Genomic DNA, 25,914 nt, shown 5'->3' with positions numbered 1-25,914 from the left:
TCAGTCCAGATAATCCTTGAGCTTTCTGCTGCGGCTGGGATGGCGAAGCTTTCTGAGAGCCTTAGCTTCAATCTGTCTTATACGCTCTCTTGTAACGTTGAACTCCTTACCAACTTCTTCAAGGGTTCTAGCTCTTCCATCATCAAGGCCAAAGCGGAGTCTGAGTACTTTCTGTTCACGTTCTGTAAGTGTTCCAAGTACTTCAACAAGCTGCTCTTTTAAGAGTGTAAATGCTGCAGCATCTGCAGGTACAGGTACATTGTCGTCCTGTATGAAATCACCAAGATGTGAATCTTCCTCTTCACCGATAGGTGTTTCAAGAGATACAGGTTCCTGTGAAATCTTGAGGATTTCTCTGACTCTCTCTACCGGAATTCCCATTTCCTTAGCGATTTCTTCGGGAGTGGGTTCACGACCAAGCTCCTGAAGCAGTTGTCTGCTGATCCTGATAAGTTTATTGATAGTTTCAACCATATGTACAGGGATACGGATTGTTCTTGCCTGATCTGCTATCGCACGTGTGATAGCCTGACGGATCCACCATGTAGCATAAGTTGAAAACTTAAATCCCTTACGGAAATCAAACTTTTCAACAGCCTTGATAAGACCAAGATTTCCTTCCTGGATAAGGTCAAGGAAAAGCATACCTCTTCCGACATATCTCTTTGCAATACTTACAACAAGACGAAGGTTTGCTTCAGCAAGCCGCTTCTTTGCTTCATTTCCCATGTAAGATACATTCTTAAGGTCGCTCTCGCCAAGATCCTTAACTCTCTCGTAAGCTTCCTGCTCTTCCTCTTTTATCTCAAGTCCGTCCAGTCCGCCATTTTCAAGGATCATGTCAGCGATCATACCGTCTTCCATCTGCTGAGCAAGCTCAATTTCCTGTTCTGCTGTAAGAAGCGGAACCTTACCGATTTCCTTAAGATACATACGAACCGGATCTTCGATGCTTATTCCATCGGGTACAGATAAGTCGATGTTTTCCATATCCACATCAACATCATCTTCGTCACCGAGAACCACATCATCATCGTCAGGAAGCTCAACATCAGTTTCTTCCATCCTAAGGACATCGATACCTGCTGTCTCAAGATGCTCTAAAACCTTATCAAGTCCCTCTTCATCGAGATTAAGATCTCTTAAGTAGTCGCTGATCTCATTATAATCAAGTGTATTCTGTTTTTTCTTTCCGAGTGCAAGGAGTTCACGGATTTTTTGTGTGAACTTTTCCTTCATCTCATCGTCTATTACCGGCTGATCACCATCAGTATTTGCAACTTCCTCTGCCTTTTTACGGCCGGTCTTTGCAGTTGTTTTTGCAGTTGTTTTTGCAGTTGTCTTCGCAGGCTTTGTTGCATCCTGTGCCTTTGTTGTCTTAGCCCTTGTAGTTTTTGTCTTGGATTCTGCCTTTGCTATTTTTTCCTCTGAAGCCTTTGCAGTCTTCTTCTCTGCTGCTTCCTTTGTCTTTGCAGTCTTGGTGGTCTTTTTTGTTTCTTTTGTCTCTTCAGCCTTCGCAGACTTTGTTACCTTCTTCTCAGTTTCCTTTTCCTTTGAAGCTGCCTTTGCCTTTGAAGTAGTTTTCTTTTCTGCCACTTTAATTCCTTCCTTTCAATCACTTATCAAGAATGATCTTTGCCTTTGACAATTCTTCAAGTTTACGTTTCCCCTGCAATGTATAATCCCATCTTCCGGGATCGTCACCGGGCATATCATTTAGCTTTTTCTCATAACCGGCTTTTTTCACATCATATATGATGTCATGAATTGCCTTTTCTCTTTCCTCCTTGGTATCTATCTGAACCAGATTGGTATTAAAGAGTTCTGCAACTTCTCTCTGCTCCTCTTCACCGGTAAAATGATCAAGCACTTTTGCGGGATCGAATGTGTTTTCTTTTAATCCACTCCACATCTCTCCTGCTATTTTTTTATATAGATCATCGGAGAAATCCTCCGGATCAATCCATTTACTTACAGAGCCAAAAAGCTCCGGCTCATCAGCAAGCCATGTAATGAGTACTCTCTGCGGTTTCCTTGCAGGATTTTCTTTTACCTGTCGCGAATGAATACCGGATTTTGGTTTGACCTGTTTTTTAACAATGCCGCCGCCCGCAGCGATCCCCGCCACAAGCTTGTGAAGGTCATCCGCGCCTATCATATATCTTTGAGCCACGGCTTCTATATAATTCTCCCGCTCGACAGCCTCCTTAAATTCACATAATTTTTCTGCTATAAATCTGTGAAAATCGGTCTTTGCTGCAGGATCCGACATATCATATTCTTTTTCCTTCACCGACAATTCAAAGAAAAACGGATTTTCAGCTTTCTTTATTCTTTCTTCAAAAGCTTCCTTTCCTTCATTTTTTATAAATTCATCCGGATCTTTGTAGGGTTTAAGATTAAGAACCTTGCCCTTAAGTCCGGCATCCTTTAATATCTGAATGCCTCTGAGCGCTGCGCTCGTTCCGGCTCCGTCGCTGTCATAGGATAAGATGACCAGGTCAGTATACCTTTTCAGCAGATTGGCCTGCTGTGGTGTAAATGCTGTTCCAAGTGAAGCAACCGCCATATTAAAGCCCGCCTGATGCATGGCGATCACATCCATATATCCTTCACAGATAATGATATAGCCTTTTCTTGCGTTTTTGGCATAGTTGAGGCCAAACAGATTTCTGCTTTTATCAAAGATTGGTGTCTCCGGAGAATTCAGATATTTTGGTTTTCCATCTCCCATCACTCGTCCGCCAAAACCTATTACCTTGGAATTGGCATCCAAAATAGGAAACATCACTCTGTTCCAGAACTTATCATGTGTGCCATATTTTTCATCATGAGAAGCAAGTCCCGCTTCTATTATCTGAGCATCACTATAGCCCTTGTTCCTAAGGTATTTTACAAGGTCATCACTGGTTACATTTGAATAACCAAGCCCGAATCTCTGCATTGTTTCATCTGATAGTTTTCTTTCACGAAAATATGAAAGTCCCTTTGCACCTGCCGGTGTTTTCAGCTGATACACATAATATTTTGCAGCTTCCTTGTTTATCTCAAAAAGCAGAGCTTTTTTATCCCTTATCCGCCTTGCTTCGGGAGATTCATCTTCTTCCGGAAGCTTTACTCCGGCTCTGTCGGCAAGCTCCTTCACCGCTTCGGTAAATGTTAAATTGTCGTATTTCATGAGGAATGAAAAAACATTGCCACCTACTCTGCATCCAAAGCAGTAAAACATCTGCTTACTGGGTGATACGCTAAAAGACGGCGATTTTTCATTGTGAAAGGGACACAGTCCAACATAGTTGGCTCCGGTCCTTTTAAGGCTGACATACTGACCTACGATGTCCACTATATCATTCCTCGATCTGACCTCCTCAATGATTTCATCGGAATATCGCATATATTTTCACTTTCAATAAGATAAAATCTACAACACATCCCAACTCTTGGGGACAAAGTATTCATGAAATCTGGCGATAGCAAATCTGTCTGTCATGGAACTAATGTAGTCGCAGACTATTTTTTCCATCGGCTGTCCATCTTCCATAAGTCTTACCAGATAATCAGGTAACAGTTCTTCATGCTCCATGTAATACTCATAAAGTATTTTTACAAGATTCTCTGCCTTACCTTCCTGACTCTTTGCAACAGGATTGGTATAGACATTTTTAAACATAAAGCTTCGAAGTTCCAAAAGTGCTTTGTTTACAGGCTCTGACATCTTTATATCATTTAGTCCCGTGCTGGTCTCAACAATATCATGTATGAATGTGTTGAGCCATTCTCCGTTAGAGTGCCCGATAACTTCACAGATACTCTCCGGAACATCACTTTCCTTTAATATTCCGCCGCGTATGGCGTCATCCATATCGTGATGGATATAGGCAATTTTATCGGAAAGTCTGACCACTCTTCCCTCTAAAGTTATCGGAGTCAGATCCATTTCATGGTTAAGGATCCCGTCCCTTACTTCAAATGTAAGATTGAGTCCTGCTCCGTCTTTCTCAAGAAGTTCTACTGTCCTAAGGCTTTGCTCGTTGTGCCTAAAGCCATACGGACATATCTCATTAAGCGCTCTTTCTCCTGCATGTCCGAAAGGAGTATGCCCAAGATCATGTCCAAAAGCAATTGCTTCTGCGAGATCCTCATTTAGTTTAAGTGCCCTTGCAATCGTTCTTGCATTCTGAGACACCTCAAGAGTATGGGTCATACGAGTCCTGTAATGATCCCCATCCGGAGTCAGGAAAACCTGTGTTTTATCTTTGAGTCGCCTAAAAGATTTGGAATACAGAATACGATCTCGGTCTCTCTGAAAGCATGGTCTGATATCGCAAGGATCTTCGTCTTTTTCTCTTCCCCGCGAATTCATGCTGAGAGTTGCATATGGACTATAATTTATTCTCTCCCTGTTTTCTAAACTTTCTCGTATCTTCACTTTGTAAACTCCTCACTTTAATAATATTCTGCGCCTTTTCACCATTTCCTTTTTATTATTTTCTATTTTTTATTCAGAATAGTTTCCGATGTCATACTGCTCATTTATCCACCTGACAGCTTCCTCGAAACCCTCCTCGGTTATTTCAAAAAGCTCCGATACCTTTTTTTCTTCCTCTGTATCATGATAGCTGTACGGTTCAGGCCAAACTGTCGCCTTAAGTCTTGCGCTTGGATCTCTTTGATCAACAGGTATGAACACCACATTTTCAAGCGGTTCTCTTGCAAGTCTGTATCTCATACCTTTGTAACTTCCAAAAAAAGCTTCACCATATTCGTAATGTTTTAAATTAAAAAAAACGTTCTTCTCAATATACAAAAGTTTTTCTCCTCTATAAACGATAAACACTGCTCTCAGATAATAAGAGCAGTGCTTTGATATTTTTTAATAAGTAAATTTGCCTGTGTACTGATGATTGATCACATAGTACGCAGTATTTTCCTCAGGCTTTAAATATACCTGCATTTCTTTTATGTCAGAAGCCTTATGTCCTTCCGCAACATAGCGCTCACGGATTTTTTCGCCTATGTCATCTGTTCTGACTTCATAGTCCTTATACTGAATGTAGAACTCTGTCTTTGTATTTCTCTTGGCCTGAGATTCGGTAATATCTCTTCCAATTGACTTTACAGCCTTGGTTGCAGGCTCTGTAGCCTTCTTTACTTCCTTTAAAACAGGGTCTGCTTTCTCTTTTACAATGTCCAGATAGGGTTGTGCATTTTTCATTGCTTCATTAAGTGCAGGCTCAGCCTTTGCTTTTGCTTCATCCAGCATAGGCGCCGCCTTCTTTTTTGCTTCATCAAGCACGGGACCTGCTTTCATTTTTGCTTTCTCCACATAAGGTTCCGCAGCTTCTGTTACATTTTTTGCAATTTCTTTTATCTTGTCCGTAGTCTTCTTGTCTGCCATATTTCCCTCCCATGGTCCATATAATTGTCATTTCATCAATTGAATCTCTTCATAAGTTTAGCAAGAGGTCCTACCGCGTCCTGAAGATCCTTTATTGCATTATTCAGACCATCAAAATCGATATTGGACAGCTTCTCTACAGTATTGGTCAAGGATTCTCCATTTTCTCCGACTATCTCGTCAATTCCGTGTGCAATTGTTTTAACGGAAGTTGCCATCTCAGATACATCATCCATTGCCTTGTCAGCTTTGTCTATTGTGGTATCTATCCTTTCGGCACTATCCTGGAGCGTATCCGCAAGTTTGGTCACTCTTGGAACCATGATGATCATCGCTATGATGATCGCAACCACACATACTGCAAGGCATAGCATCTCTATCTTCTTATAAAATAACTGTTTTTGAGAATTTTCATATATCTTTTCAAGAAGCTCCTGCGAACGGAAATGACTTTCCTCAGCATTCTTATCTACAACAACAGTTGTTTCATTGTTTTCAGTTTTTTCCTTATTATCCATTTCTTACCCCACTCAATAAAATATGCCAACAAAAAATTGTCAAAAACATATTGCTAATATGATAACATTATACATTCTTTTTTCTATATTAAAAAGAATCATATTGTAAGCTTGCCCTTCTTGAAATGTTTTCTGCAAAGGGCTATGTAACTCTCGTTTCCGCCCATCAAAACTTGCTCACCGTTTCTGACTATTTTGCCATTGCAGATTCTCGCATTACATGTAGCCTTGCGTCCGCACCAGCACACAGTCTTAACTTCTTCTATCTTATCTGCGATTTCCATTAGTCTGGCTGAACCCGGAAAAAATTTCTCCTGAAAGTCAGTTCTTAGTCCATAGCAGATGACAGGAACCTTATCAAAATCAACAATATCGGATAACATATCCACCTGGTCAGCAGTAAGGAACTGTGCCTCATCAACTATGATGGCATCATATTTTTCAATCATCTTATGTTTTCTTGTATATTCCTCAAGAAAATCTTCTACAAGCATACATTCTGCCTGAAGTCCTATTCTGGAGCGGATAATTGTCTCCCCATCCCTGTTTTCAAGAGCAGGTTTTAGCATGATAGCATTTTTCCCGCGTTCATGATAATTGTAATTGACCATAAGTGCATTTGCTGTTTTCGAAGACCCCATTGCACCATATCTGAAGTATAACTGAGCCATAATAATCCCCTCCCGTCCGCCATAAGTTTTTGTTGTATTCTTATGCCGGTTTATTTTAGTATTATATCCTTACTAATAATACGAAAGAGTCGACAGGCGAGTCAATGGGTGAGTCGTTGGTGACTGCCATGAGCCCTCAAAAATACTGGAGTATGAAACATTTTTAAAAGTTTTTTCAAAAAAATAAAAAAAATAGTTGACGAAGTAAATATACTTTGTTAATATAATCAAGTCGCCAAACGGCGGCGAACAAAATAGATGCGGAAGTGTCGGAATTGGCAGACGAGCAAGACTAAGGATCTTGTGACAGGTTATGTCGTGTGGGTTCAAGTCCCATCTTCCGCACGAAACAAAAGGATCAACTCGAATGAGTTGGTCCTTTTATTTCGTGCGGAAGGGGACTCTCACCCAGCAGCTGCGCTGCATGGGTTCAGGGACTCACACTAGACTCGGAAGGACCTCGTCAAGTGTCGAGTCACTGGGGACGTTTCAGTTTGACTCATTTTAAATTTGTTCTTTACAACAAATAATTATGATGATAGAATTTCTTTTATCAAAAAATCTGTCCTTTATCAGGACAACGATCAGATGACATTTGATTGATTTTTCTAATAAAATGTTAAATATAGGAGCTGGTTACCGTTAGCGACCGTATTTTGGTCGGTTACGGTATCCGCATCCGACCGGACTATGTCAGATAATAAACTGTCGTTATTAGAGGAGGAGTGATATGGCTCGTCGTGCACGAAGCATGAGTGAATCCGGGTACATGCATATTATTGTGCGCGGAAATGGAAAACAAATACTATTTGAAGAATATCAGGACTATAAACATTTTTTAAACAGGCTTGAGCGTTACTGTCTTGAAACAGAAGTGAAAACATGTACGTATTGTCTCATGGATAATCACGTTCATTTATTGGTTCATGGTGAAGCTTCATCGATAGTTCTTCTGATGAAAAAGCTTGAAGTAAGCTATTCAGGATACTTTAACAAAAAATATGAACGAGTAGGTCATCTTTTTCAAAATAGATATTTGAGTGAAAGAATCGAAACCGAAAAATATTTGCTTACAGCATTTCGATACATTCTTCAGAACCCTGAAAAAGCTGGAATTTGTAAGAGTTCAGAGTTTCGATGGAGCAGTTACAGTTTGTATTACAATCCTCCGGAATATATTGATCTTTCCAAAATAAAGTTATTGTTGGGTGATAATGAGCATTATAGAAGATTTATTGCATACGAAAGTGATGAAGAGTGTTTGGACTATAATAGCAATAAACATGATGATGAGTGGGCAAAGAAAGAATTAAAGAACTGCCTGAATATTTCTTCAGGGACTGTTTTGCAGAATTATAGTAGAATAGACAGAGATGCTGCTCTTAGTAGGCTTAAGGATAGAGGATTGTCAATCAGACAAATTGAAAGGCTTACAGGGATAAATCGAAATACAATACAAAGAGCTAAATAAATGAGAATGTACGAGTCAAAGCGAAACGTCCCCATTGACTCGAAAAAATGCTACAATTATAAGCACTAAACGGCAATACAAGATTCTAAGTAAAGGAGATTCCTGGAAAACAATCAAGGGAATCGACCTGACTGTTGTGAAGGGCGAGCGTATTGCCATTATATGCAAAAATAAATTTGTGATTTATCGCATATGACCAGGGAGAAGAAAGATGACAAGATTCCTTTTTTCTGAAATCAATTCTTTATACGCATCAAGTAAAGAAAGCCCCAATGTCATTCACTTCATAATGAGGATGCAGGACACTATCGATGGAAATATACTTCGACATGCAGTTGATACTACTATGGAGCGTTATCCTTATTTTGCTGTAAAGCTGACTAAAATGGATGACCGGTATGTTTTTGAATCGAATGAGCAACCTGTCGCAGTAGTAAATACTGAAAAAGACATTGAGCTAAACAGCAAAGAATCTAACTTCCATATGTTGGCTTTTTCCTGGCATGACGACATTATCGTACTGAATATCTGTCATGCTCTTACAGATGGAACGGGGGCTTATGAACTCTTAAGAACTTTACTGTATTATTATTGCTCTGAATTTTATAATGTTAAGCTCAGCAGAGATAAAATTCGTCTTAAGGGAGATATTATTCCGCCACAGGAGTGGGATGACCCCACGATCAACATTCCTGATCCACCCTTGGGTGGCGGCGGAGAAATTCTACCTTCTCTAAATCCTGAGATAGAGAAGAAAAGAGAAGGCGATGTCAGGACTGTATTTGGAATTTCTATAGATGAATCAGAATTAATGCGCTTTTCTTCTGCTAATGATGGAAGCCCCGGAACGATGACTGCTCTATTTCTAAGCAGAGCTATAGCTGATGTTCATCCTGATAAGGTCAGTCCTATAAGGATCAGCATGTGCGTTAACCAGCGAAAAGCACTGAATGCTCCGCTTGCACACCAAAGTCTTGTTGGTGGAGCATGGCTCGAGTACAAAGAAAAAATGTGGACATGGCCAATTGATAAACAGGCTATGTGCTTCCGGGGAATGGTATTTGCTCAGACGCGGGATGAGAGTGTGCTATCTACGCAAGCCTCAATAAACAGTTTCACGCGAAAGCTTCTGGCACTTCAAACAGATGAAGAGCGGTTTGAAGCCGCCAAAGAAAACAGTCAGTCTCTTAAAGCTGTTCTTTCAGCCACGGTCAGTTATATTGGTAAGGCTAATTTTGGTGAGGCTGAAAAATATATTAAAGAATTTCATACATGGGCACATCCTCTGAATGAAAGCATTTTGCTTGAGGTATCTGCAGTAAATCATGAGGTAACTATTGAGTTTATACAGAACTTTTCGGATCCTGTGTATTTTGATGCTTTTTTAAAAGAACTTAGTAGCAACGGAATCAGATTTGAGCATAAATATACGGAAAAACTGGCTATTCCCAATGTAAGACTTCCCTGGAGCGTGTAGCTATTATGGAAACATACAGATGAGCAAAGCGAAGAATATTACGTTGATCATATGGTAGAAGCCCTTAAGAGCAGAGTGTGATTTAGGAATAATCTGTAATGCATGTTTGAAGGGAGTATATATGTCGTATAGTTCTTGAAGAAATATTTGAGAGTCAAAAAGCTGTAATAAAGAGCAAAAGCAACAAGTATGTCCATTTTCCTATGTACTTGTGGTATTTCACCCATGTCAGAAGAAGAATTCGTCCTGTCATCGCATCTCAGAATTCCTCAAAAGCAACAAGTCCCCGTGATTTCGTGGTAACTTGTGGCTTTTCGCTCTTCGTGACGTTTGTGTGGAAAGCGCAAAAGCAACAAGTATGTCCGTTTTCCTATATACTTGGGGCTTTTTGTCCATGTCAGAGGAAGAATTCGTTCAGTCACCGCATCTCCGAATTCCTAAAAAGCAACAAGTCCTGCTGTTTTCATATGATCTTGGGGTATTTCACCCTTGTCATGACTGATAAAGTAGTCAACAAGCAGACCAGGGATTGAGAAATATTATTGCAACCGTTAATTATCAATGTTAGTATTAAAATGATTTAAAAATATTAAGAAAGAGCGTCTAACGCATAGGTGAAGGAATGTTTATCAGATAATTTAGCTTGAGTGAACACTATCAGAGATGACGATGCTGCCATGGCAGCTGTTTTGTGTGCGCTTAAACTGGGTTATCATGCATTCTAAACCTATTTTTATATTTATAGTAGGTCTATTTGTGTGAGTCTATTTTGCGTATGCAGAATAGGCTTTTTTCATGTGCAGCTTGGGAATTTATGGAGGAAGCAGACGATGACGAGAAAAATCAGAATTATTCCGTTTGATATGAAATACCTTGAGGACTATTACAAGTATTTTGACGAGGAAATAACAAAGTATCAATGGCCGGATCCATTCGAAAATATTGAGGATGCACGAAATTTGCTTCAGGCTTTTCTCGATGAGATGGAAAAAGAAGAAACACTTATATTTGCAATTGTTAACGACGAAGAGAGATTTGTTGGAAGCATAGAGATGCACGCAGTGACAGATGTTTGTCCGGAACTTGGCGTCTGGATAATTGAGTCGGAACAGGGAAAAGGTTATGCTTTTGAGGCATTGAAATATATTTTGGAGTATGCCTATGAGAAGTATGGAAAGACAGAGTTTTTCTATGAGGCAGATGTGCGAAATGCTGGCAGTAACAAACTTCTCGCTAAGTTATCAAACAGTTACGAAATTATAGCTCTTGAGACAGAGGAACTTGTAACGGATTCCGGAAAAGAGCTAAAACTGCAAGGCAATGAACTTAGAAGGAAAGGGGTTTAAAAAAAATGAGCAATTATAAATATATCAATCTTAGAGAAAAACCAGAACTAAAGGAAACCGCTGCAAATTGGTTCCATGAAAAATGGGGAGTTCCTACAGAGGCATACCTGGAATGCATTGATGCCTATATTGAAGGTACAACGGAATATGGCTGGTATGTATGCCTGGATGGAGAAAAAATCATCGGAGGCCTTGGAGTTATCGACAATGATTTCCATGACAGGAATGATCTTGCTCCAAATGTCTGTGCTGTTTACACAGAAGAGAAATACAGATGTCAGGGCATTTCCGGTACTCTTTTAAATATGGTGGTTGAAGATATGAAAAACAAAGGTATTTCTCCAATCTACCTTGTTACAGATCATGTTGGTTTTTATGAGCGGTATGGATGGGAATTCTTTTGCATGGCACAGGGGGATGGAGAACCTGAGCCTACAAGGCTGTACATACATAGATAAGCAAGGAGGATTGGAATGAATTATTTTGTAGAAGGGCTCCAGGGGAGCGGTAAAAGCACACTTGTAAGGAGACTTGCAGAGAAACATCCGGAATGTAAGGCAATATGTGAGGGTGATTATTCTCCGATCGAACTTGCGTGGTGCGCTTATGTGGACAGCAAGACCTATAGCGGTATTCTTGAAAAGTACAGCGACATCCGCAGAGAGATTGAGGATAAGAGTTTTGCCGAAGACGATCATAGAATTATATGTTACACAAAGATCATTACTGATATCCCCGGATTCCACAAAGATTTGGAAAAATATGAAATCTACAATGGTAATCTGAATTCCGAAGAATTTAAAGAGATTGTTCTTAGAAGGTTCCTTAATTGGAATGGTGACAACAATATTTTTGAATGCTCACTCTTTCAAAACATAGTAGAGGACATGATACTGTTCCAAAAAATGACAGATTCACAGATAGTAGATTTTTACAAGGAATTAAAGAAAACTCTTGCCGGAAAGGAGTATCAGATATTTTATCTTCAAACTAAAGACATAGCATCGAACATTGATGTTATAAGAAAAGAACGGTCCGATGATAAGGGTAATGAGATGTGGTTTCCGCTTATGCAGGGTTACTTTAACAATTCTCCGTATGCCATAGAAAAAGGTGTGTCAGGAACGGATGCCATGCTTGATCATTTCAGGCACAGGCAGGAGCTGGAAATCAGAATCTGTGATGAAGTTTTCGACGGACACTATACGCTGCTGAGGTCGAAAGCTTATATAATTTAAGTTTTGAGATAAAATATTATGTACTGAAACTACCACTAAATACATAGTAGTAGTTTCAGTAATATTTATGTCTCATATGCTCTGTTACCTGTATTTCTTCAAATGCTCTTTGTGTTCATCTGTAACGCGATAACTTTCAACAGCTTTCTGGATAGCTTTCTTGTGAATCCAGTCAGAAAGCTTTCTTTCTTCTATGTACTTAACGCTCTCATCATATTTTTTGGCAAGAGCTGTGGCAAAATACCAGGCAACCATCATCTTAAGGTAGTAGTCATCACCTTCCTTGGATGCAACAAGTTCAAGATACTCGTCCTTAAAATCATCATCAAGGAATTCATTCATGAGCATGCGTATTCCAAAACGCGCAGTATAGACATGGTCTGACGCTATCCAGTTCCTTATATATGGAAGAAGCTTTGCATGATTTTTCTTAAAAGTTTTGGGAGTTGCCTGATCGGACACAGGCCAGCAGTCAACATACGGAAGGAACTCATCAACCTTTTCAATACACTCGTCAAATTCCTTGATCATAGCTATTATAAAAAAATGTACGAGATTCTCTTCATAATACTTATGAGGAAGCTCTTTTAAAAACTCATCCTTTTCAGGACTGTTAAAAACTTCCTTGGCAATCTTCCTCATATCAGGAGTCCTAACGCCTATGATAGTATCAGGCGATACATTTGGAACAAGCTTTACTTGAAAATCTCTGTACTTATCGTCTTTTGCTTCTAATAGCATTTCGTATACGCTCATCTGGTCCCCCTTCTGATCATTATCTTGAAAGATCTGCTCATGCTGTCTTTATCATAAAATATTTCCTTAACACGTAATAATCCCCAGTTTTTTTAGTGCATTATATATGGATGGTTCGTCGTTACTTCCTATCACGCATTCAAACTCTTTTTGCATATCTTTAGGTGCATTGCCCATTAGAAAGGGCATCCCAACGGCTCTTAGCATCTGCGCATCATTATAATGGTCCCCAAAAGCTGCCGCGCTTTCAAGAGGGATACTAAGATCTGTGCACACACGCTCTATACCGCTTGCCTTAGTGATCCCTCTTCCCATAACTTCGAGAAGTATATCCGAAGACTTAACTATAGACAGCTTGGGGAACCTTTTTTTAAGTTCATCCTCGATATGGCCTATAGCTTCCGGTTCGCACATACATAAGAGTTTTCCGACTATAGCGCCTTCCGGAAGTAGATCTATACTTCCCTCCTGCGCATCAACCTCCACTATCTCCTCTTCTATGCGGATGCGCTTATCGCTTCTGTCGTTAACAATCCACAGCTCTTCCGAATAGATGTTCCAGGTACAGTCAAAACCACTCTCTTCAATATATGAGATGATACTCCTTGCATCTTCTGCGTCAAAACCTTCAGAATACACAATCCTGTCATTCTCATCAATAATAAGTGCACCACTATAGCATATCATAGGACACACAAAGCCATACCTCTTGAAAATAGGCCGAACTCCCGAAGGCCCTCTTGCTGTTACTATCACAAAAGGTATACCTGATTTTTGCAGATCCATTATAGCCTTATGCGTACTATCAAGCATCCTGTGCCTGCTGTTTAAAAGAGTTCCGTCTATATCTGAAAAGACAATCTTTACATCCCTCACTTCAATCTATATCTCCGATCATTTCTAAAAATACTATCTAAAACTACTCACTTGGACATTCACCATTATAATATATCTTAGTCTGTTATCAGCTCCGGGCATTTTTTACATGGCCTCGCCATTTACATAGAGCGTGTATCCATTTGTGTTAATACTGGAGGCATCGCCTTCAAAGGATGTAATGTAGGTATCAGCAGTAAGAGTCCATGTACTGTTTTCATCAATTGATACCGAAACCGTTCCAACTTCTGTGGAAACACTCTCCCCTTTGGCATTTGTTATATTACCGTCAATAGTTCCTGTAAATTCTGAACCGTTTGTAAGATTAAGTGTAAGTTCTGAGTCACTTCCTACAAGAATTGTACCTTCAAGCTTCTGATCATCAGCATTTACCGTAGCCTTGTTGGTATCGCCAGTCCATCCGTCAGCGCATACTGACAAAAGGATATTTTCATCATCTTCGTTTGTGATGCTTACATCGCTTAAATTGATCACAGCAGAAGTGTTGGTAACGTGGAATACATGCCCGTTTTTGCTTGTGAGGCTTCCTCCGTTCATTGTGAAGGTTGATGTTCCGCTGTCGGCATCACCTGACATAGACTGGTAGATCATAATGGTATCGTAAAATGTGGCATTACCATTTGTGTCTGTATTGTTCGCAGTCATATCACAATCATTTAGTGTGATCGAGTTGATACCCTCAATACATACACCTTCTGAAAGGTTGGATGTAAGAGTTGCATTGGACACAGTAATATCTGCTGTTGAATATATAGCCGGAGAACCAAGGCCATTGGTTGTATAAGAGCCGCCATCTACGGTAACTGTTCCACCGCCTCTGTCAGTTCTTATTGCAGCAGAAGATCTTCCGCTTGTTTCAACAGTCAGGTTGTAGGCTTCTGTAATTCCTCCGCCTGTAGTCATGATGCCGCCGGATCCATCTCCTGTTGTTGTGATCTTAGTGTCAGAGATAACTACTTTTGTGCCATCTCCGGATGCTCCGTTCTGTCCGCCATTTCCACCGTAGGAAAATACTCCGTTTGCGCCATCAGCATCTGATGTCACACTGCCGCCTGTGATTGTTGTCGTCGAACCATCTTTTACAAGTACCGCTGCATTAAGTCCGTAAAAATTACAGTTATCGCCGCCGTCTGAATCGCCCGTCTTACTAACTGTAGGGTTGGTGATGCTCACTTCATCTGATGTACTTATAAGAAGTGCGCTTTCATCTGCTGTAGTACTGCTATAGGTCTGGTCACTTTGAGAATCCGAAGATGTAATTTCCTCAGATCCCTTATAATCTATATCTTCGCTACTGCTTCCACCGCCAAATCCGCCTCCGGGAGGATTTCCGGGTGCTTCTCCACTTGGAGCTTCACCGTCCGGAGGATTCCCGGGTGCTTCTCCGTCAGGAGCTTCTCCATCGGGCGGGTTCCCAGGTGCTTCGCCCTCCGGAGCTTCACCGTCCGGTGCCTCGCCTTCCGGCATATCGCTTGTAGTCTCTTCTTTATCATTATCCGCGCCGTCTTCCGAAGCCTGCTCATCTGCATTTTCTTCTTCCGATGCAGTTTCTTCTGAAACAACTGTTGTAGTGTCATCTGCATTTGTACCTGCGCTTCCACAAGCTGCCAACGCTGTACACATTACTGTTACAAGTCCAAGTGATAGTAGCCTTATAATGACTTTCTTCTTCATGTCAAATCTCCTTTGTATCCATGTCTGAAACATGTTGTTTTAAATTATACCCGGATTATGACACCCAAACCTTAAAGAAACCTAAAATTTTATATCAGTTTTTCTTTAATCAATGACATTTAATTGTAGTATAATACTGATTTGTAACATTACTTTTGGAGATAAAAAAACATGTCTTTTTCATTACTTGAAATATTCGATCTTATCGGAACCATAGCCTTTGCTATTTCAGGCGCTTTTACAGGCATCCAGAAAAAGATGGATATTTTCGGTGTTAATATACTTGCAATCTGTACAGCCTGCGGTGGCGGGCTCATGAGAGATATAATCATAGGAAATATTCCGCCTCAGATGTTCGTTGACCCTATTTACGTCGCAATTGCTGCTATCGTAGCTAACGTAGTCTTTCTTTTTATGTATATGGAAAAAGAGTTACCGGGCAAACACGCAAACATATATGACTTCGTTTTCTTTGTTTTTGACACCATAGGTCTTGCAGCCTTCATGGTAGACGGTGCAACAATAGGTGTTCGCGCAGGTTATGGGAACAATGCTTTTCTATTGATATTTTTAGGATTTATAACCGGTGTTGGCGGCGGACTTCTTCGAGATATTCTGTCCTTGAAAATGCCCGCGATTTTCGTAAAGCATGTGTATGCCCTGGCAGTTATAGTCGGTGGGATCTCACTTATCATATCCCATATGATATGTCATATATGGCAGATATCCATGATAATAGGATTTTCTGTTGTGATCCTCATCAGATGTCTGGCAAGGCATTTCTTGTGGAATCTTCCTAAAGTTCCGGACAGATCATGATTTAAGCGGTTTTTGTTTTGCTTGGAAAATGCAAAAACCTATTCGATAATAAGGCAATACATGGTATTATAGTAAGGTCGTATATTAGCAGGTGTTCTTGTACCTGCGGAAGTTTTACAGAGGAGAGTATTTAAAATGGAATCAGAAAAAAAGATAATGCTTTCAGGCATTCAGCCCAGTGGGGATCTGCACCTTGGTAATTACCTCGGAGCCATTAAGAATTGGGCAGATAGAGTAAATGATTTTGACTGCTACTATTTCATGGCAGATCTTCATACAATTACAGTAAGACAGGATCCCAAAGAGCTCCGCAGACGCTCTATTGAGATGCTTGCGCTTTATATCGCATGCGGTCTTGATCCCAAGAAAAACACATTGTTCCTTCAATCACATGTTCCCGCACACGCACAGCTCGGATGGGTTCTTGACTGCTATACAATGTTCGGTGAGCTCAGCAGAATGACTCAGTTCAAGGATAAATCCGCAAAACATAAAGACAACATTAACGCAGGTCTTTTCACTTATCCTTCACTTATGGCTGCTGATATTCTTCTTTATCAGCCTCATTATGTTCCCGTTGGTGAAGATCAGAAGCAGCATGTAGAGCTTACAAGAGATCTTGCAATCAGATTTAACAACATATACGGTGATGTATTCCGTGTTCCCGAGCCTTACATCAGCAAAGTAGGTGCCAGAATTTACGGCCTTACAACTCCCGGTCAGAAGATGTCAAAATCCGAGCCTAACGGCTGCGTATTCCTCATGGATGATCCTAATGTGATCATGAAGAAGTTCAAGCGTGCGGTTACAGATTCCGACACAGAGAATTGTGTACACTTTGACAAGGTAAATAAGCCCGGTGTTGCTAACCTTATGTCTATCTACTCTACCATCACCGGTAAGAGCCTCGAAGATATCGAAAAAGAATTTGAAGGTCAGGGATATGGCGTATTCAAGCCTGCTGTAGGTGATGCTGTTGTACAGACACTTACTCCCATAAGAGAAGAAGCAAACAGACTTATCGCTGATAAGGAATATCTTAATTCCATCTATAAAGAAGGTGCAGAAAAAGCTTCATATATTGCAAACAAGACACTTCGCAAGGTATATAAAAAGATAGGTTTCTATCAGTTGTAATTTTGTTGACGAGATTTTGAAATTGATGGAGTTATCAGATTATTGTGTGACTACTTTTCACAAAATAACCACATTTTAGTCACTTATTCTTACGATTTGTGAACTATTATATAAACATCAAGGATAACAAAACATTCTTGACTCCCTCATAAGAACACTTTTCAACATTACAACACGTTACCGGAGCCGTGACAAGCCGGTAACACTCCTTCAAAAAGAAACCGCAGGAACAAGCTCCTGCGGTTTTTTCTGTATCAGTCCTCCTGAAGACGGACAACCATATCATATAAAGATTTTGCACTGTTAAAGTTATCGGGCACGATTTCGGATGCCGGGATAGAAATATCATACTCATCATTAAGAGCACTTATAATCTGCAGAATATCAAAGGAATCAAGGATTCCATCATCGATCAGTGCAGTTTCTGTCTCAAAATCAACATCATCTTTAATTTCCGAAAGCAGTTCAATTAATTCTTCCATTTGTCACCTCACTTACAAATATTTATTTATGGTATTTATCTTGCTCGTTTCAACATAGTCCCTGACAAGCGCTGTAGTTCCATCTTCCTTTATAAGAACTATTCTGGGCATTGTTCGTGACAGGAACAGATAAATGCCTTCCGTAACAGAATAAGCCCCTATGTTAAAAAATACAAGCAGATCTCCTATTTCAAGGTTTTTGAATGGAACTTTCCTTACAAGAACATCTGCTGTCGTGCATAAACTGCCGCAAATAGCATAGTCTTTTTCTTCGTTTTCATCCTTCATACCTGATACGGCAGGCATAACATATCCTGCGGCATTTTCATCGCCGTCTCCCTTTATATGCTCTATGACCGGCACTTTCATCCCCATTACCTGTCCCAGATAGGTAACATGGTTCATACCGCCGTCTATGATCATGTAGTTAGTATCCTTATTGGACTTAATATCCATAACTTTGGAAAGATACATTCCACATTCGCTTACAAAAAATCTGCCCATTTCAACTGTAAGTCTGCACCTTGAAGCAATATCCTTAAGTGCATCTGCGAGTTCTTTTACAGGCTTTAAAGTATCCTCAAAAGACTCATTTGCAAAATAAGATACAGGAAGCCCCGGACCGTATTCAAGTCTTTCAAGTACAAATCCATATCTTGTCTTAACATCATCAAAAAAGTCCGCAAGCATCTTAAGTTCTTCTATCTGCTGCTTGATCTTGCCTCGCTGCGTTCCCGCAAAATAGTGGATTCCTACAATATCAAGGAAATCAAATTTATCTCTGTTTTCAATGATCCTTAAGACATCGCTCTCTGGCATTCCAAACTGACTTCCGGCATTCAGACGAAGGAGCACAGGAAGCTTCTTATTTTTCTCTCTGCCCTCCATCTGAAGGTATTCTACATGCAGAACAGACTCAGCCGTATAAGCATAAGCGCCGTATTCTACTGCCTCTTTCACATTTTCTCTTGTCTTGCAAACACCGGAATAAACGATTTTTTCCGAAGGTACATGAAGAGCCTTGCAAATATCAAGCTCACCCGGGCTACATACTTCGAGCCTGTCTGTGACCTCCTCCATGGCAGGGATAAGAAAAGGATTAGCCTTTATGCTATAGCAAAGAGAAACCGTATCTCCTACTATTTCCTTTATTTTCCTCATCCTCTCCTTTAACGATTTTTCATCAAAAACAAAGGTAGGAGTACCATATTTATCCGCAAGTTCTTTAATCTTTTGATTATCCATAAAAAACCTTTTTCTTTCTAAATACGTGTATGAAAAACTTACTTTGCTTACTTTGCTTTCTTTTCCTCATACAACTTTTTAAGTGCGCCGCGATCAATCTTCCCATTCTTATTTACAGGAAGCTTATCGAGCTGCCTTGCGTTTGACGGAACCATGTACTGTGGAAGCGATACCTTAAGGTGCCCCAGAAGGTCCTTTTTATCTACCCAGCCCTCGTAAAACAAAACTATCTTCTTTTTCTCATTGTCGTAGATGCAACAGGCTCTCTCCACGCCTTCTTCTGCCATTACGCACACCTCGATCTCGCCGAGTTCTATGCGCTGTCCCAGATGCTTTATCTGGAAATCCTTTCTGGAAGTATAATACAAAAGCCCGTCTTCACCGAATTTGCCGAGGTCACCTGTGCGATACATCATCTCGATATATCTTTTATTTAGAGGATTCTGCATAAATACCGCATCTGTTCTGTCCTTGTCATCATAGTAACCAAGTGCAAGACAGGTTCCTGAAACGCAGATCTCGCCTTCCTCTCCGGGCTTTGTAACTTCATTGTCATTGTCATCCAAAAGAAAAACATGTTCATTTGGAAATGGAATTCCGGCAGGTATCATTTCTGTATCGCCGTATTCCCTGTCGAGGATATGATATGTGCAGTTGCAGGTAATCTCTGTCGGTCCGTAGAGATTTACATAAGTTGCATCCGGGTAGAACTTCTTCCAATGATTTAGATGTTTTATAGGCATTACTTCACCTGAAAACATGATCATCCTGATGCTCTCCGGCTTCTTATATTCAAGGCCGTTCATAATGGCAACAAAGCACATCGCACTAACCGCCCACACTAAAACTGTCACATCTTTTTCCGTAAGATAGTCCATAAGCGTTGTGGGAGCGCTAAAGTATTCCCTCGGGATAAGCTGCACCTTTGCCCCGGTCATAAGGCCTGAATAAATATCCTTTACCGAAACATCAAAATCAAACGGGGCCTGATTCGCCATGATATCGCTATCCGTAATTCCAAATATATCAGTAAAATAGCTGATAAACTCAAGCACTGACCTGTGAGATACCGTAACTCCCTTGGGTTCTCCCGTGCTTCCGCTTGTGAAATTCACATATAACGGATCGGTGTCCATGCTCTTTTCTCTGATAATAGCTAAAGCACTATCATCTGTTCCTATAGTATCATCAGCTATAACATCATCTATCAAAACAACCTTTTGACCATCCTTAAGCGATAGCTCCTCTGCCTTTTCGAGCATATTTTCATCTGTAAAGATAACCTTTGGTGAAAGCTTATCGATTATTTTCTCTGCTCTGTTTTTAGGCTGCCTCACATCAAGAAAAGAATAAAATCCTCCTGCGTAGACTGCGCCAAACATTCCCGCCACAGCCTTGCAGCTTTTTTCCATATAAAAACAAACAGGATCACATCTGTCTATTTTGCCCGTAAGATATGTACCGATCTTTCTTGCAAGATCATACAGCTCTTTGTATGTAATATCGCCCGCGGGGTCTCCGAAAGCAGCCTTTCCGGGCCTTTTCTCTACCTGTTCTTCCAATAGTTGTAATATATTTCTCTTATAAAGCATCTGAATTGTCCTTAAAAAATGTTCAGTTTATATCTATTAAATATTCTTTACCATCATATCACAAACATATCGCTTACATCTTCGCCATTATCAAGCCTGTTTATAAACTCGCCAAGAACAGCGGAAAATTTGCCCGCTCCTTCCGTATTCATGTGGCTGTCATCTCTGTAATTGTATTCTGAGAGAGTGTCAAAATAGTCAGACTTAAGAAAATTAAAGTCGTAATATTTTATGTTCTTTTTGCTCAGATTATCGCTGATATTCTCTTTTGCTGCCATGTAACCGTCATAATCATAGTAAGCAAAGGTGGATCTTGATGGCGGTGTAATAACATAGAGTGTCACATTATTTTTTTCGCACATATCTGCAATCTCAAGAAGCTGCACCATGTTTTCTTCATTCTGAGAAAGAACGTGGAGGTCTCCCGACTTCGTGCTCCAATCTTTCGCTTCATCAATTGAAACAGTCCATGACCCTTCTTCACAGGTTTCGTCAGAACCGTAAAAACCGTTTTCATCTCTGTGGTCTTTTTCATCAAGGATCTGCCCGCTCATTTTTTCATTAATATTAAGGCTCACATCGGATATCCTGTCATAGGTCCACGGGAAAAAGTAGCTGACAGAATATGGCTTTGTGAAGAAATCCTTGTCGGTAATAAAGGCTGCATCCGATTTTAATCCTTCAAAAAAAGGCAGGTTATCACTTAAATTTCTTGCAAAGCACTGCTCCGCACGGAAATTCTCGCTTCTTTTCATTTCCATAACGTCCTGATCGATAAGCACGACCGCACGTGAGATGTGCTTTTTTTCAATAGCCTCTTTAAGCGCAATATATGAGCTCTGGATTGATTGCATGTTGGTTCCCATATTGTAGGACTTAAGACCTGTTTTCTCATCAACCGCCAAAGGGTTTATATCGCACAGGCACTGGGATGAACCCGTATATATCATGTCGGTTTTTTCTGATGCAAAAAATCCCTCCCACATCTCATTTCCGGATCCGCTAAAGGGTCTTAGCACAAATGAAAATACAGAATTTATCAGCACAAGCAAAATCAGGGCAGCGATAACCCCTGCTGTTTTCTTAAAAGTTCGCATATAAAAATCCCCCTGTTGAGGTCATAAATACAAATGAAGTAAATGTGAGCATCACAAGTATCACAATCGCAAGGTCATAAAGAACACCGCTTTTTGCGTTAAGCATGGAAAAGACATCCCTGTTCTGCTCCCTTAGAATGCTTACACAAAATACCAATATAATGCAAAAAACAGAGAGTGCCATTCCGCCAAGAACATACTGCGGACTCGTTGTATCAGGATTTAGCATGATGTTTTTTACGCTGTACAAAAACTCCGAGGATGCAAAATCAGTAACTGTCCTCTTCATGCAGGAAAGGCATTTTCCCATATCTTCTATCCTGTCGAAATACCATCCGATATTGACGATGATAAACGTTCTGATGATCCGGAACACGTGCATTCCTGCGCTTTTCGCATTGATCTTAAGTTTTTCCGTAAGAGCTGCAAAAGCCGGTTCCATGAGGTCGCTAAGTGCAATCACGATGCCGTTGTAAAGTCCCCACCAAACGTAGTGAAGATCAGCTCCATGCCAAATGCCCACAAGGAAAAACACCAGGATATTGGCCACTCCGGCAGGTAAAACTCTGCCAAAGTGTTTGCCCAGATGCTTTCCGCACCATTTTCCGAAATTCTGTGTTGATTTTAAAAGCGCAAAGGGATAAAAAACATAATCTCTCATCCACGCGCCAAGGGAGATGTGCCATCTGCGCCAAAAATCTCCTAAGGATGTTGCAAAATAAGGCTGCCTGAAGTTGGGCATCATCTCAATATCAAACAAGAGCGCCACGCCAAGCACTATGTCTATGCCTCCGGAAAAATCCGCATACTGCTGTGCTGAATACATGAGTATTGAAAATACTATAAGTGATCCCGGAAGTGTATCCGCACTTGAATCAAATACTGCTGCTATGCTGCCTTCAAGCATATTTGCAATGGCATATTTTTTCATAAGGCCGTACATGATAAGAAGCGCGGCCCTCTTAGCCCTATCCACAGAAAAACTGTGAGGCGCGCTAAGCTGCGGCTCAATTTTGTCATATCTGTTAATAGGTCCCTGGATAAGCTGCGGGAAAAATGAAATAAAGGTTAGAAACTTTGCATAGTTTTTTTCCGCAGGATATTTTTCACCGTAAACATCGATAAGATATCCCACCGCCTGAAATGTATAGAACGAAATTCCGAGCGGCAAAAGAAGTCCTCTGCCTGTTCCGAACATGACCCTGAAGTATTTCATATATGCCAGGATCATGAGATTAAGGACAAGTACAGACCAGAGAACTATTCTCTTTTTGTTCTGAAATCTTGCCTTTAATATTTTTTTATCTTCTCTGCTTAGTCCGTCTTTCTTTTTTTCAAGCTTGTAATCGCTGCTTATCTTCTCCATCCGGAGCGCACCAATAAAAATGGTAAAGCTTGTAAAAAGAATGAAAATAAGATTCCACTTGCCGCAGATAAGATAAAACACCAGGTTTGAGGCAAGTAAAACCTTCCACTGAAATTTGCTCTGTAAATTATAGTAAAGAAGGAGCGTGGCTCCAACGAATAATATATATCCAAGTGATAAAAAGTCCATTAGTGATCTCCGTTATTTTTTTGCCTATTCATTATATCACAGGTATCTGTTTTTCCTCAGAAAAACAGATACCGTATTGGACCATGTCGCGGAAATTCAATATCCCGGAAATGATCACGATATGATTTATGCATTGTTTATCACTATTTAATTTTTTTAATTACAATTTACTGATAAAATATAGGTATCATTGGGGGTATATGAATAGATTTATATCTCAAAGGTTCCTGTCAGCTTGTTTTCATTTCAGAAAGGAGTGCATACAATGAGTTCGAAAAGCAAATTGAAAATTATAGCACTGAACTCCTACAAACAGCAGGCAACACGTATCAATCAGATTCTGTGCGAATGGAAAAATCAGGATAACTTTTTGATAAACATCGATGTTCCTCGTTTCAACAGCGGGGAGGCAAAATGCGTGATAAACGAATCTGTCAGAGACTCAGATCTGTACATTCTGGTAGATGTGACCAACAACTCCATCAAATATAAAATGGACGGCGAATACAACAGAATGTCCCCAGATGACCACTATCAGGATCTAAAGCGTGTGATCGCCGCATGCAACGGCAAAGCAAAAAGGATTACCGTGATCATGCCTTTCTTATATGAAAGCAGGCAGCACCGAAAAGTTCTCAGGGAGTCCCTTGACTGTGCAGTCATGCTTAAAGAGCTCGAATTCCTTGGCGTTGATAACATCGTCACTTTTGATGCACACGATCCAAGAATGCAGAACGTACTTCCTTTGAATGGAATAGAAAACATCTCTCCCGCACTTCAGTTCACACAGCAGCTGCTAACTGAATACGAGGACATACAGATTGATTCGGATCATCTCATGTTCATAGCTCCCGACGAGGGCGCCACAGAGCGTGTAGTATATTTTGCTTCTGTATTTGGAGTAAATATTGGAATGTTTTATAAAAGAAGGGATTACGCTCACGTTGTAAACGGCACAAATCCTATAGTTGCTCACGATTTCTGCGGTGGTAATCTGGAAGGAATGGATGCGATCATTGTTGACGACATGATTGATTCCGGCGGAAGTATCATTGATGTGTGCAAACAGATTCGCGAGCGCGGAGCCAAAAGGATATTTGTCTTTGCAACATTTGGACTTTTTTCCAGCGGTTTTGAAAAACTGGACAAAGCTTATGCCGATGGTCTCTTTGACAGAATTTTTACAACAAATCTTGTTTACCAAAAGCCTGAGCTCCTCGAAAAAGAATATTACCTTGGAATCAGCATGAACAGATACATTGCCGCAATCATCGATACCCTTAACAGCCATGGTTCCATGCAAAAACTAACCAGGCCCTCAGAAAGAATACGTCAAACAATAGAAACCTACAAAGGCTGAGAGCAAGACACCTAGGCGCCGGGGGCGTAACGGTTTGCCTCATGAGATACTTGGCATGAGGCATCGGGGACGTCCCCAGTGTCTCATTTCCATTTATCATCCCAGATTCTATCACACAATTTTACACAATTATCTCTCGAAAACGCAGAATCCTGCTTCAAGATCTCATTTTTTTCTGCCATATCCTCAGTATATTCAGAAAGAGGATAAATCCTCACATTCTCATGTCCTGATTCCACATGGCACACCAAAGCTTCCACGCCATAATCACTTATATGAGTATCTCCATTAAAGCCTTTTCTTATCGTGACTTTTGCCATTCCGCCAACCATTCTGTTGGTGACGCCCTCTCCTGTACCTGATGTCCAATTCACAAAGTTTCCAAGTGAATAATAAACAAGCATATCTCCGTCGCCATGATTGTTGGTATGCCTTGCCATCTCGTCCTCCAAAAACTCCACCGGTTCTATCACATGAGGGTGAGTTCCAATAACAAGATCGGCTCCGCCCTCCCTGAAAATCTCTGTCCAGTATTCCTGATTGGTGTCAGGCTCCAGTCTGTATTCAGTTCCCCAGTGAGGACATACTATGGTAAAGTCTGCGTTGCTTTCTGCATATTCCAGGTCTTTCCTGATCTTAGCCTCATCAAGCATATCCACAGCATAAGGCATATCTGCAGGCATAGGAATTCCATTTGTACCATAGGTGTAATTTAGAACCGCGATCTTCAGGCCGTTCTTTTCGATGATTGTCACCTCATCCTTATCATTCTGGCTCTTATTTATTCCAACAACTATCATCTCAGGATGTTTCTCTTCCCAGTAAGAAAGCGCATTTTGAATGCCTTTTTCCCCTTTATCAAGAGCATGATTTGTAGCATGACATATCACATCAAATCCTGCATCTGTAAGTGCATCTCCAATCTCATACGGAGCGTTAAAGGCAGGATAACCCGAAACTCCCAGCTCTTCTCCTCCAATAATGACTTCCTGATTAGCTAAAGCTATGTCAGCTGCACTTATCTCATCTTTCATTTCAGAAAAGATAAAGTCAAAATCATATTCACCGGCTTCATTTCTTGCCGCTTCTTCAACAGGAGTATGCAAAAGCACATCTCCCACCATAGCAATTTCTACAGTGCCAACCATCATCCCTCCGCTTGTCATCATGTCTAATACCAT

24 protein-coding genes and 1 tRNA gene are annotated in these 25,914 nt (G+C 40.5%); 9 read left to right on the top strand and 16 right to left on the bottom strand.

Going from position 1 to position 25,914, the window contains the following annotated elements; translation table 11 throughout:
• The 7 genes from rpoD to T543_RS09260 all read right to left on the bottom strand — a co-directional run bounded on the left by rpoD (window position 1) and on the right by T543_RS09260 (window position 6,587).
• Window positions 1-1,239, bottom strand: a complete 1,239-nt coding sequence (gene rpoD, locus T543_RS09290; protein ID WP_035768341.1) for an RNA polymerase sigma factor RpoD — start codon at window positions 1,237-1,239, stop codon at window positions 1-3.
• Between the two features lie 376 nt (window positions 1,240-1,615).
• Window positions 1,616-3,394 (bottom strand): DNA primase, encoded by a 1,779-nt coding sequence (dnaG, locus tag T543_RS09285; RefSeq protein WP_035767761.1) that lies wholly within the window; start codon window positions 3,392-3,394, stop codon window positions 1,616-1,618.
• Between the two features lie 27 nt (window positions 3,395-3,421).
• Entirely contained in the window at window positions 3,422-4,429 is a 1,008-nt protein-coding gene (locus T543_RS09280; protein ID WP_035767760.1) for a deoxyguanosinetriphosphate triphosphohydrolase, read from the bottom strand.
• Window positions 4,430-4,498: 69 nt separating this feature from the next.
• Window positions 4,499-4,729, bottom strand: coding sequence for a hypothetical protein (locus T543_RS09275; protein ID WP_242839496.1), 231 nt, complete (start codon window positions 4,727-4,729; stop codon window positions 4,499-4,501).
• A 144-nt stretch (window positions 4,730-4,873) separates the two neighbouring features.
• Complete coding sequence (locus tag T543_RS15270) at window positions 4,874-5,398, bottom strand: DUF6465 family protein (protein ID WP_051638664.1); 525 nt, start codon at window positions 5,396-5,398, stop codon at window positions 4,874-4,876.
• 35 nt (window positions 5,399-5,433) lie between these two features.
• Window positions 5,434-5,916, bottom strand: a complete 483-nt coding sequence (locus T543_RS09265) for a hypothetical protein (protein ID WP_035767755.1) — start codon at window positions 5,914-5,916, stop codon at window positions 5,434-5,436.
• A 98-nt stretch (window positions 5,917-6,014) separates the two neighbouring features.
• Window positions 6,015-6,587 carry a thymidine kinase gene (locus tag T543_RS09260; protein WP_035767754.1) on the bottom strand — a complete coding sequence of 191 codons (573 nt, stop codon included), beginning with the start codon at window positions 6,585-6,587 and terminating at the stop codon, window positions 6,015-6,017.
• 260 nt (window positions 6,588-6,847) lie between these two features.
• Here T543_RS09260 and T543_RS09255 point away from each other — a divergent pair.
• From T543_RS09255 to T543_RS09230, 6 genes are all read left to right on the top strand, one after another.
• Window positions 6,848-6,932, top strand: a tRNA-Leu gene (locus T543_RS09255).
• Between the two features lie 385 nt (window positions 6,933-7,317).
• The gene (locus tag T543_RS09250; protein ID WP_035767753.1) at window positions 7,318-8,058 is read left to right on the top strand and encodes a transposase; all 741 of its coding nucleotides are present in this window, start codon (window positions 7,318-7,320) and stop codon (window positions 8,056-8,058) included.
• Window positions 8,059-8,269: 211 nt separating this feature from the next.
• The gene (locus T543_RS09245) at window positions 8,270-9,535 is read left to right on the top strand and encodes a hypothetical protein (protein WP_035767751.1); all 1,266 of its coding nucleotides are present in this window, start codon (window positions 8,270-8,272) and stop codon (window positions 9,533-9,535) included.
• 830 nt (window positions 9,536-10,365) lie between these two features.
• Complete coding sequence (locus T543_RS09240; protein WP_035767749.1) at window positions 10,366-10,881, top strand: GNAT family N-acetyltransferase; 516 nt, start codon at window positions 10,366-10,368, stop codon at window positions 10,879-10,881.
• A 5-nt stretch (window positions 10,882-10,886) separates the two neighbouring features.
• Complete coding sequence (locus T543_RS09235) at window positions 10,887-11,339, top strand: GNAT family N-acetyltransferase (RefSeq protein WP_035767748.1); 453 nt, start codon at window positions 10,887-10,889, stop codon at window positions 11,337-11,339.
• 15 nt (window positions 11,340-11,354) lie between these two features.
• Window positions 11,355-12,119, top strand: a complete 765-nt coding sequence (locus tag T543_RS09230) for a P-loop NTPase family protein (RefSeq protein WP_051638663.1) — start codon at window positions 11,355-11,357, stop codon at window positions 12,117-12,119.
• Between the two features lie 84 nt (window positions 12,120-12,203).
• Here the strand turns inward: T543_RS09230 and T543_RS09225 are convergent, their stop codons facing one another.
• The 3 genes from T543_RS09225 to T543_RS09215 form a co-directional block, all read right to left on the bottom strand.
• Window positions 12,204-12,875, bottom strand: a complete 672-nt coding sequence (locus tag T543_RS09225) for a DNA alkylation repair protein (RefSeq protein ID WP_035767747.1) — start codon at window positions 12,873-12,875, stop codon at window positions 12,204-12,206.
• Window positions 12,876-12,941: 66 nt separating this feature from the next.
• Entirely contained in the window at window positions 12,942-13,751 is an 810-nt protein-coding gene (locus T543_RS09220) for a Cof-type HAD-IIB family hydrolase (RefSeq protein ID WP_035767745.1), read from the bottom strand.
• Window positions 13,752-13,856: 105 nt separating this feature from the next.
• Window positions 13,857-15,446 carry an ICP22 family protein gene (locus tag T543_RS09215; RefSeq protein ID WP_035767744.1) on the bottom strand — a complete coding sequence of 530 codons (1,590 nt, stop codon included), beginning with the start codon at window positions 15,444-15,446 and terminating at the stop codon, window positions 13,857-13,859.
• A 171-nt stretch (window positions 15,447-15,617) separates the two neighbouring features.
• On the opposite strand from T543_RS09215, the gene T543_RS09210 reads away from it, so the two are divergent.
• Window positions 15,618-16,265, top strand: a complete 648-nt coding sequence (locus T543_RS09210) for a trimeric intracellular cation channel family protein (RefSeq protein ID WP_035767743.1) — start codon at window positions 15,618-15,620, stop codon at window positions 16,263-16,265.
• Window positions 16,266-16,400: 135 nt separating this feature from the next.
• On the top strand, window positions 16,401-17,402 hold the full coding sequence (gene trpS, locus T543_RS09205; RefSeq protein WP_035767742.1) for a tryptophan--tRNA ligase: 1,002 nt from the start codon (window positions 16,401-16,403) through the stop codon (window positions 17,400-17,402).
• Window positions 17,403-17,656: 254 nt separating this feature from the next.
• Here trpS and T543_RS09200 read toward each other — a convergent pair whose 3' ends face one another.
• The 5 genes from T543_RS09200 to T543_RS09180 are packed head-to-tail and all read right to left on the bottom strand — an operon-like array spanning window position 17,657 to window position 23,373.
• Entirely contained in the window at window positions 17,657-17,884 is a 228-nt protein-coding gene (locus tag T543_RS09200) for an acyl carrier protein (RefSeq protein WP_035767741.1), read from the bottom strand.
• 12 nt (window positions 17,885-17,896) lie between these two features.
• Window positions 17,897-19,129: a diaminopimelate decarboxylase family protein gene (locus T543_RS09195; protein WP_035767740.1), complete on the bottom strand. Its 1,233-nt coding sequence runs from the start codon at window positions 19,127-19,129 to the stop codon at window positions 17,897-17,899.
• A 47-nt stretch (window positions 19,130-19,176) separates the two neighbouring features.
• Window positions 19,177-20,721, bottom strand: coding sequence for an amino acid adenylation domain-containing protein (locus tag T543_RS09190; RefSeq protein WP_035767738.1), 1,545 nt, complete (start codon window positions 20,719-20,721; stop codon window positions 19,177-19,179).
• Between the two features lie 53 nt (window positions 20,722-20,774).
• Window positions 20,775-21,818: a hypothetical protein gene (locus tag T543_RS09185; RefSeq protein WP_035767737.1), complete on the bottom strand. Its 1,044-nt coding sequence runs from the start codon at window positions 21,816-21,818 to the stop codon at window positions 20,775-20,777.
• Window positions 21,805-23,373 carry an MBOAT family O-acyltransferase gene (locus T543_RS09180; RefSeq protein ID WP_035767736.1) on the bottom strand — a complete coding sequence of 523 codons (1,569 nt, stop codon included), beginning with the start codon at window positions 23,371-23,373 and terminating at the stop codon, window positions 21,805-21,807. The genes T543_RS09185 and T543_RS09180 overlap by 14 nt, the downstream gene beginning before the upstream one ends.
• 265 nt (window positions 23,374-23,638) lie before the next feature.
• Here T543_RS09180 and T543_RS09175 point away from each other — a divergent pair, with 265 nt between their 5' ends.
• The gene (locus tag T543_RS09175) at window positions 23,639-24,733 is read left to right on the top strand and encodes a ribose-phosphate pyrophosphokinase (RefSeq protein ID WP_035767735.1); all 1,095 of its coding nucleotides are present in this window, start codon (window positions 23,639-23,641) and stop codon (window positions 24,731-24,733) included.
• 83 nt (window positions 24,734-24,816) lie between these two features.
• Here the strand turns inward: T543_RS09175 and T543_RS09170 are convergent, their stop codons facing one another.
• Entirely contained in the window at window positions 24,817-25,914 is a 1,098-nt protein-coding gene (locus T543_RS09170) for a CapA family protein (RefSeq protein WP_081830004.1), read from the bottom strand.

The sequence above is a fragment of the Butyrivibrio sp. NC2002 genome, assembly GCF_000702265.1.
Classification (GTDB): Bacteria; Bacillota; Clostridia; order Lachnospirales; family Lachnospiraceae; genus Butyrivibrio.
This window is presented reverse-complemented; position numbering and strand designations above follow the sequence as displayed.

Coding starts and splice junctions, on each gene's coding strand:
- T543_RS09240 (WP_035767749.1), top strand. CDS start 10,366: ATGACGAGAAAAATCAGAATTATTCCGTTTGATATGAAATACCTTGAG.
- T543_RS09230 (WP_051638663.1), top strand. CDS start 11,355: ATGAATTATTTTGTAGAAGGGCTCCAGGGGAGCGGTAAAAGCACACTT.
- T543_RS09260 (WP_035767754.1), bottom strand. CDS start 6,587: ATGGCTCAGTTATACTTCAGATATGGTGCAATGGGGTCTTCGAAAACA.
- T543_RS09265 (WP_035767755.1), bottom strand. CDS start 5,916: ATGGATAATAAGGAAAAAACTGAAAACAATGAAACAACTGTTGTTGTA.
- T543_RS09190 (WP_035767738.1), bottom strand. CDS start 20,721: ATGCTTTATAAGAGAAATATATTACAACTATTGGAAGAACAGGTAGAG.
- T543_RS09200 (WP_035767741.1), bottom strand. CDS start 17,884: ATGGAAGAATTAATTGAACTGCTTTCGGAAATTAAAGATGATGTTGAT.
- T543_RS09245 (WP_035767751.1), top strand. CDS start 8,270: ATGACAAGATTCCTTTTTTCTGAAATCAATTCTTTATACGCATCAAGT.
- T543_RS09250 (WP_035767753.1), top strand. CDS start 7,318: ATGGCTCGTCGTGCACGAAGCATGAGTGAATCCGGGTACATGCATATT.
- T543_RS15270 (WP_051638664.1), bottom strand. CDS start 5,398: ATGGCAGACAAGAAGACTACGGACAAGATAAAAGAAATTGCAAAAAAT.
- T543_RS09235 (WP_035767748.1), top strand. CDS start 10,887: ATGAGCAATTATAAATATATCAATCTTAGAGAAAAACCAGAACTAAAG.
- T543_RS09180 (WP_035767736.1), bottom strand. CDS start 23,373: ATGGACTTTTTATCACTTGGATATATATTATTCGTTGGAGCCACGCTC.
- T543_RS09210 (WP_035767743.1), top strand. CDS start 15,618: ATGTCTTTTTCATTACTTGAAATATTCGATCTTATCGGAACCATAGCC.
- T543_RS09195 (WP_035767740.1), bottom strand. CDS start 19,129: ATGGATAATCAAAAGATTAAAGAACTTGCGGATAAATATGGTACTCCT.
- T543_RS09225 (WP_035767747.1), bottom strand. CDS start 12,875: ATGAGCGTATACGAAATGCTATTAGAAGCAAAAGACGATAAGTACAGA.
- T543_RS09275 (WP_242839496.1), bottom strand. CDS start 4,729: ATGAGATACAGACTTGCAAGAGAACCGCTTGAAAATGTGGTGTTCATA.
- T543_RS09170 (WP_081830004.1), bottom strand. CDS start 25,914: ATGGTATTAGACATGATGACAAGCGGAGGGATGATGGTTGGCACTGTA.
- dnaG (WP_035767761.1), bottom strand. CDS start 3,394: ATGCGATATTCCGATGAAATCATTGAGGAGGTCAGATCGAGGAATGAT.
- rpoD (WP_035768341.1), bottom strand. CDS start 1,239: ATGAAGGAAAAGTTCACACAAAAAATCCGTGAACTCCTTGCACTCGGA.
- T543_RS09215 (WP_035767744.1), bottom strand. CDS start 15,446: ATGAAGAAGAAAGTCATTATAAGGCTACTATCACTTGGACTTGTAACA.
- T543_RS09185 (WP_035767737.1), bottom strand. CDS start 21,818: ATGCGAACTTTTAAGAAAACAGCAGGGGTTATCGCTGCCCTGATTTTG.
- trpS (WP_035767742.1), top strand. CDS start 16,401: ATGGAATCAGAAAAAAAGATAATGCTTTCAGGCATTCAGCCCAGTGGG.
- T543_RS09175 (WP_035767735.1), top strand. CDS start 23,639: ATGAGTTCGAAAAGCAAATTGAAAATTATAGCACTGAACTCCTACAAA.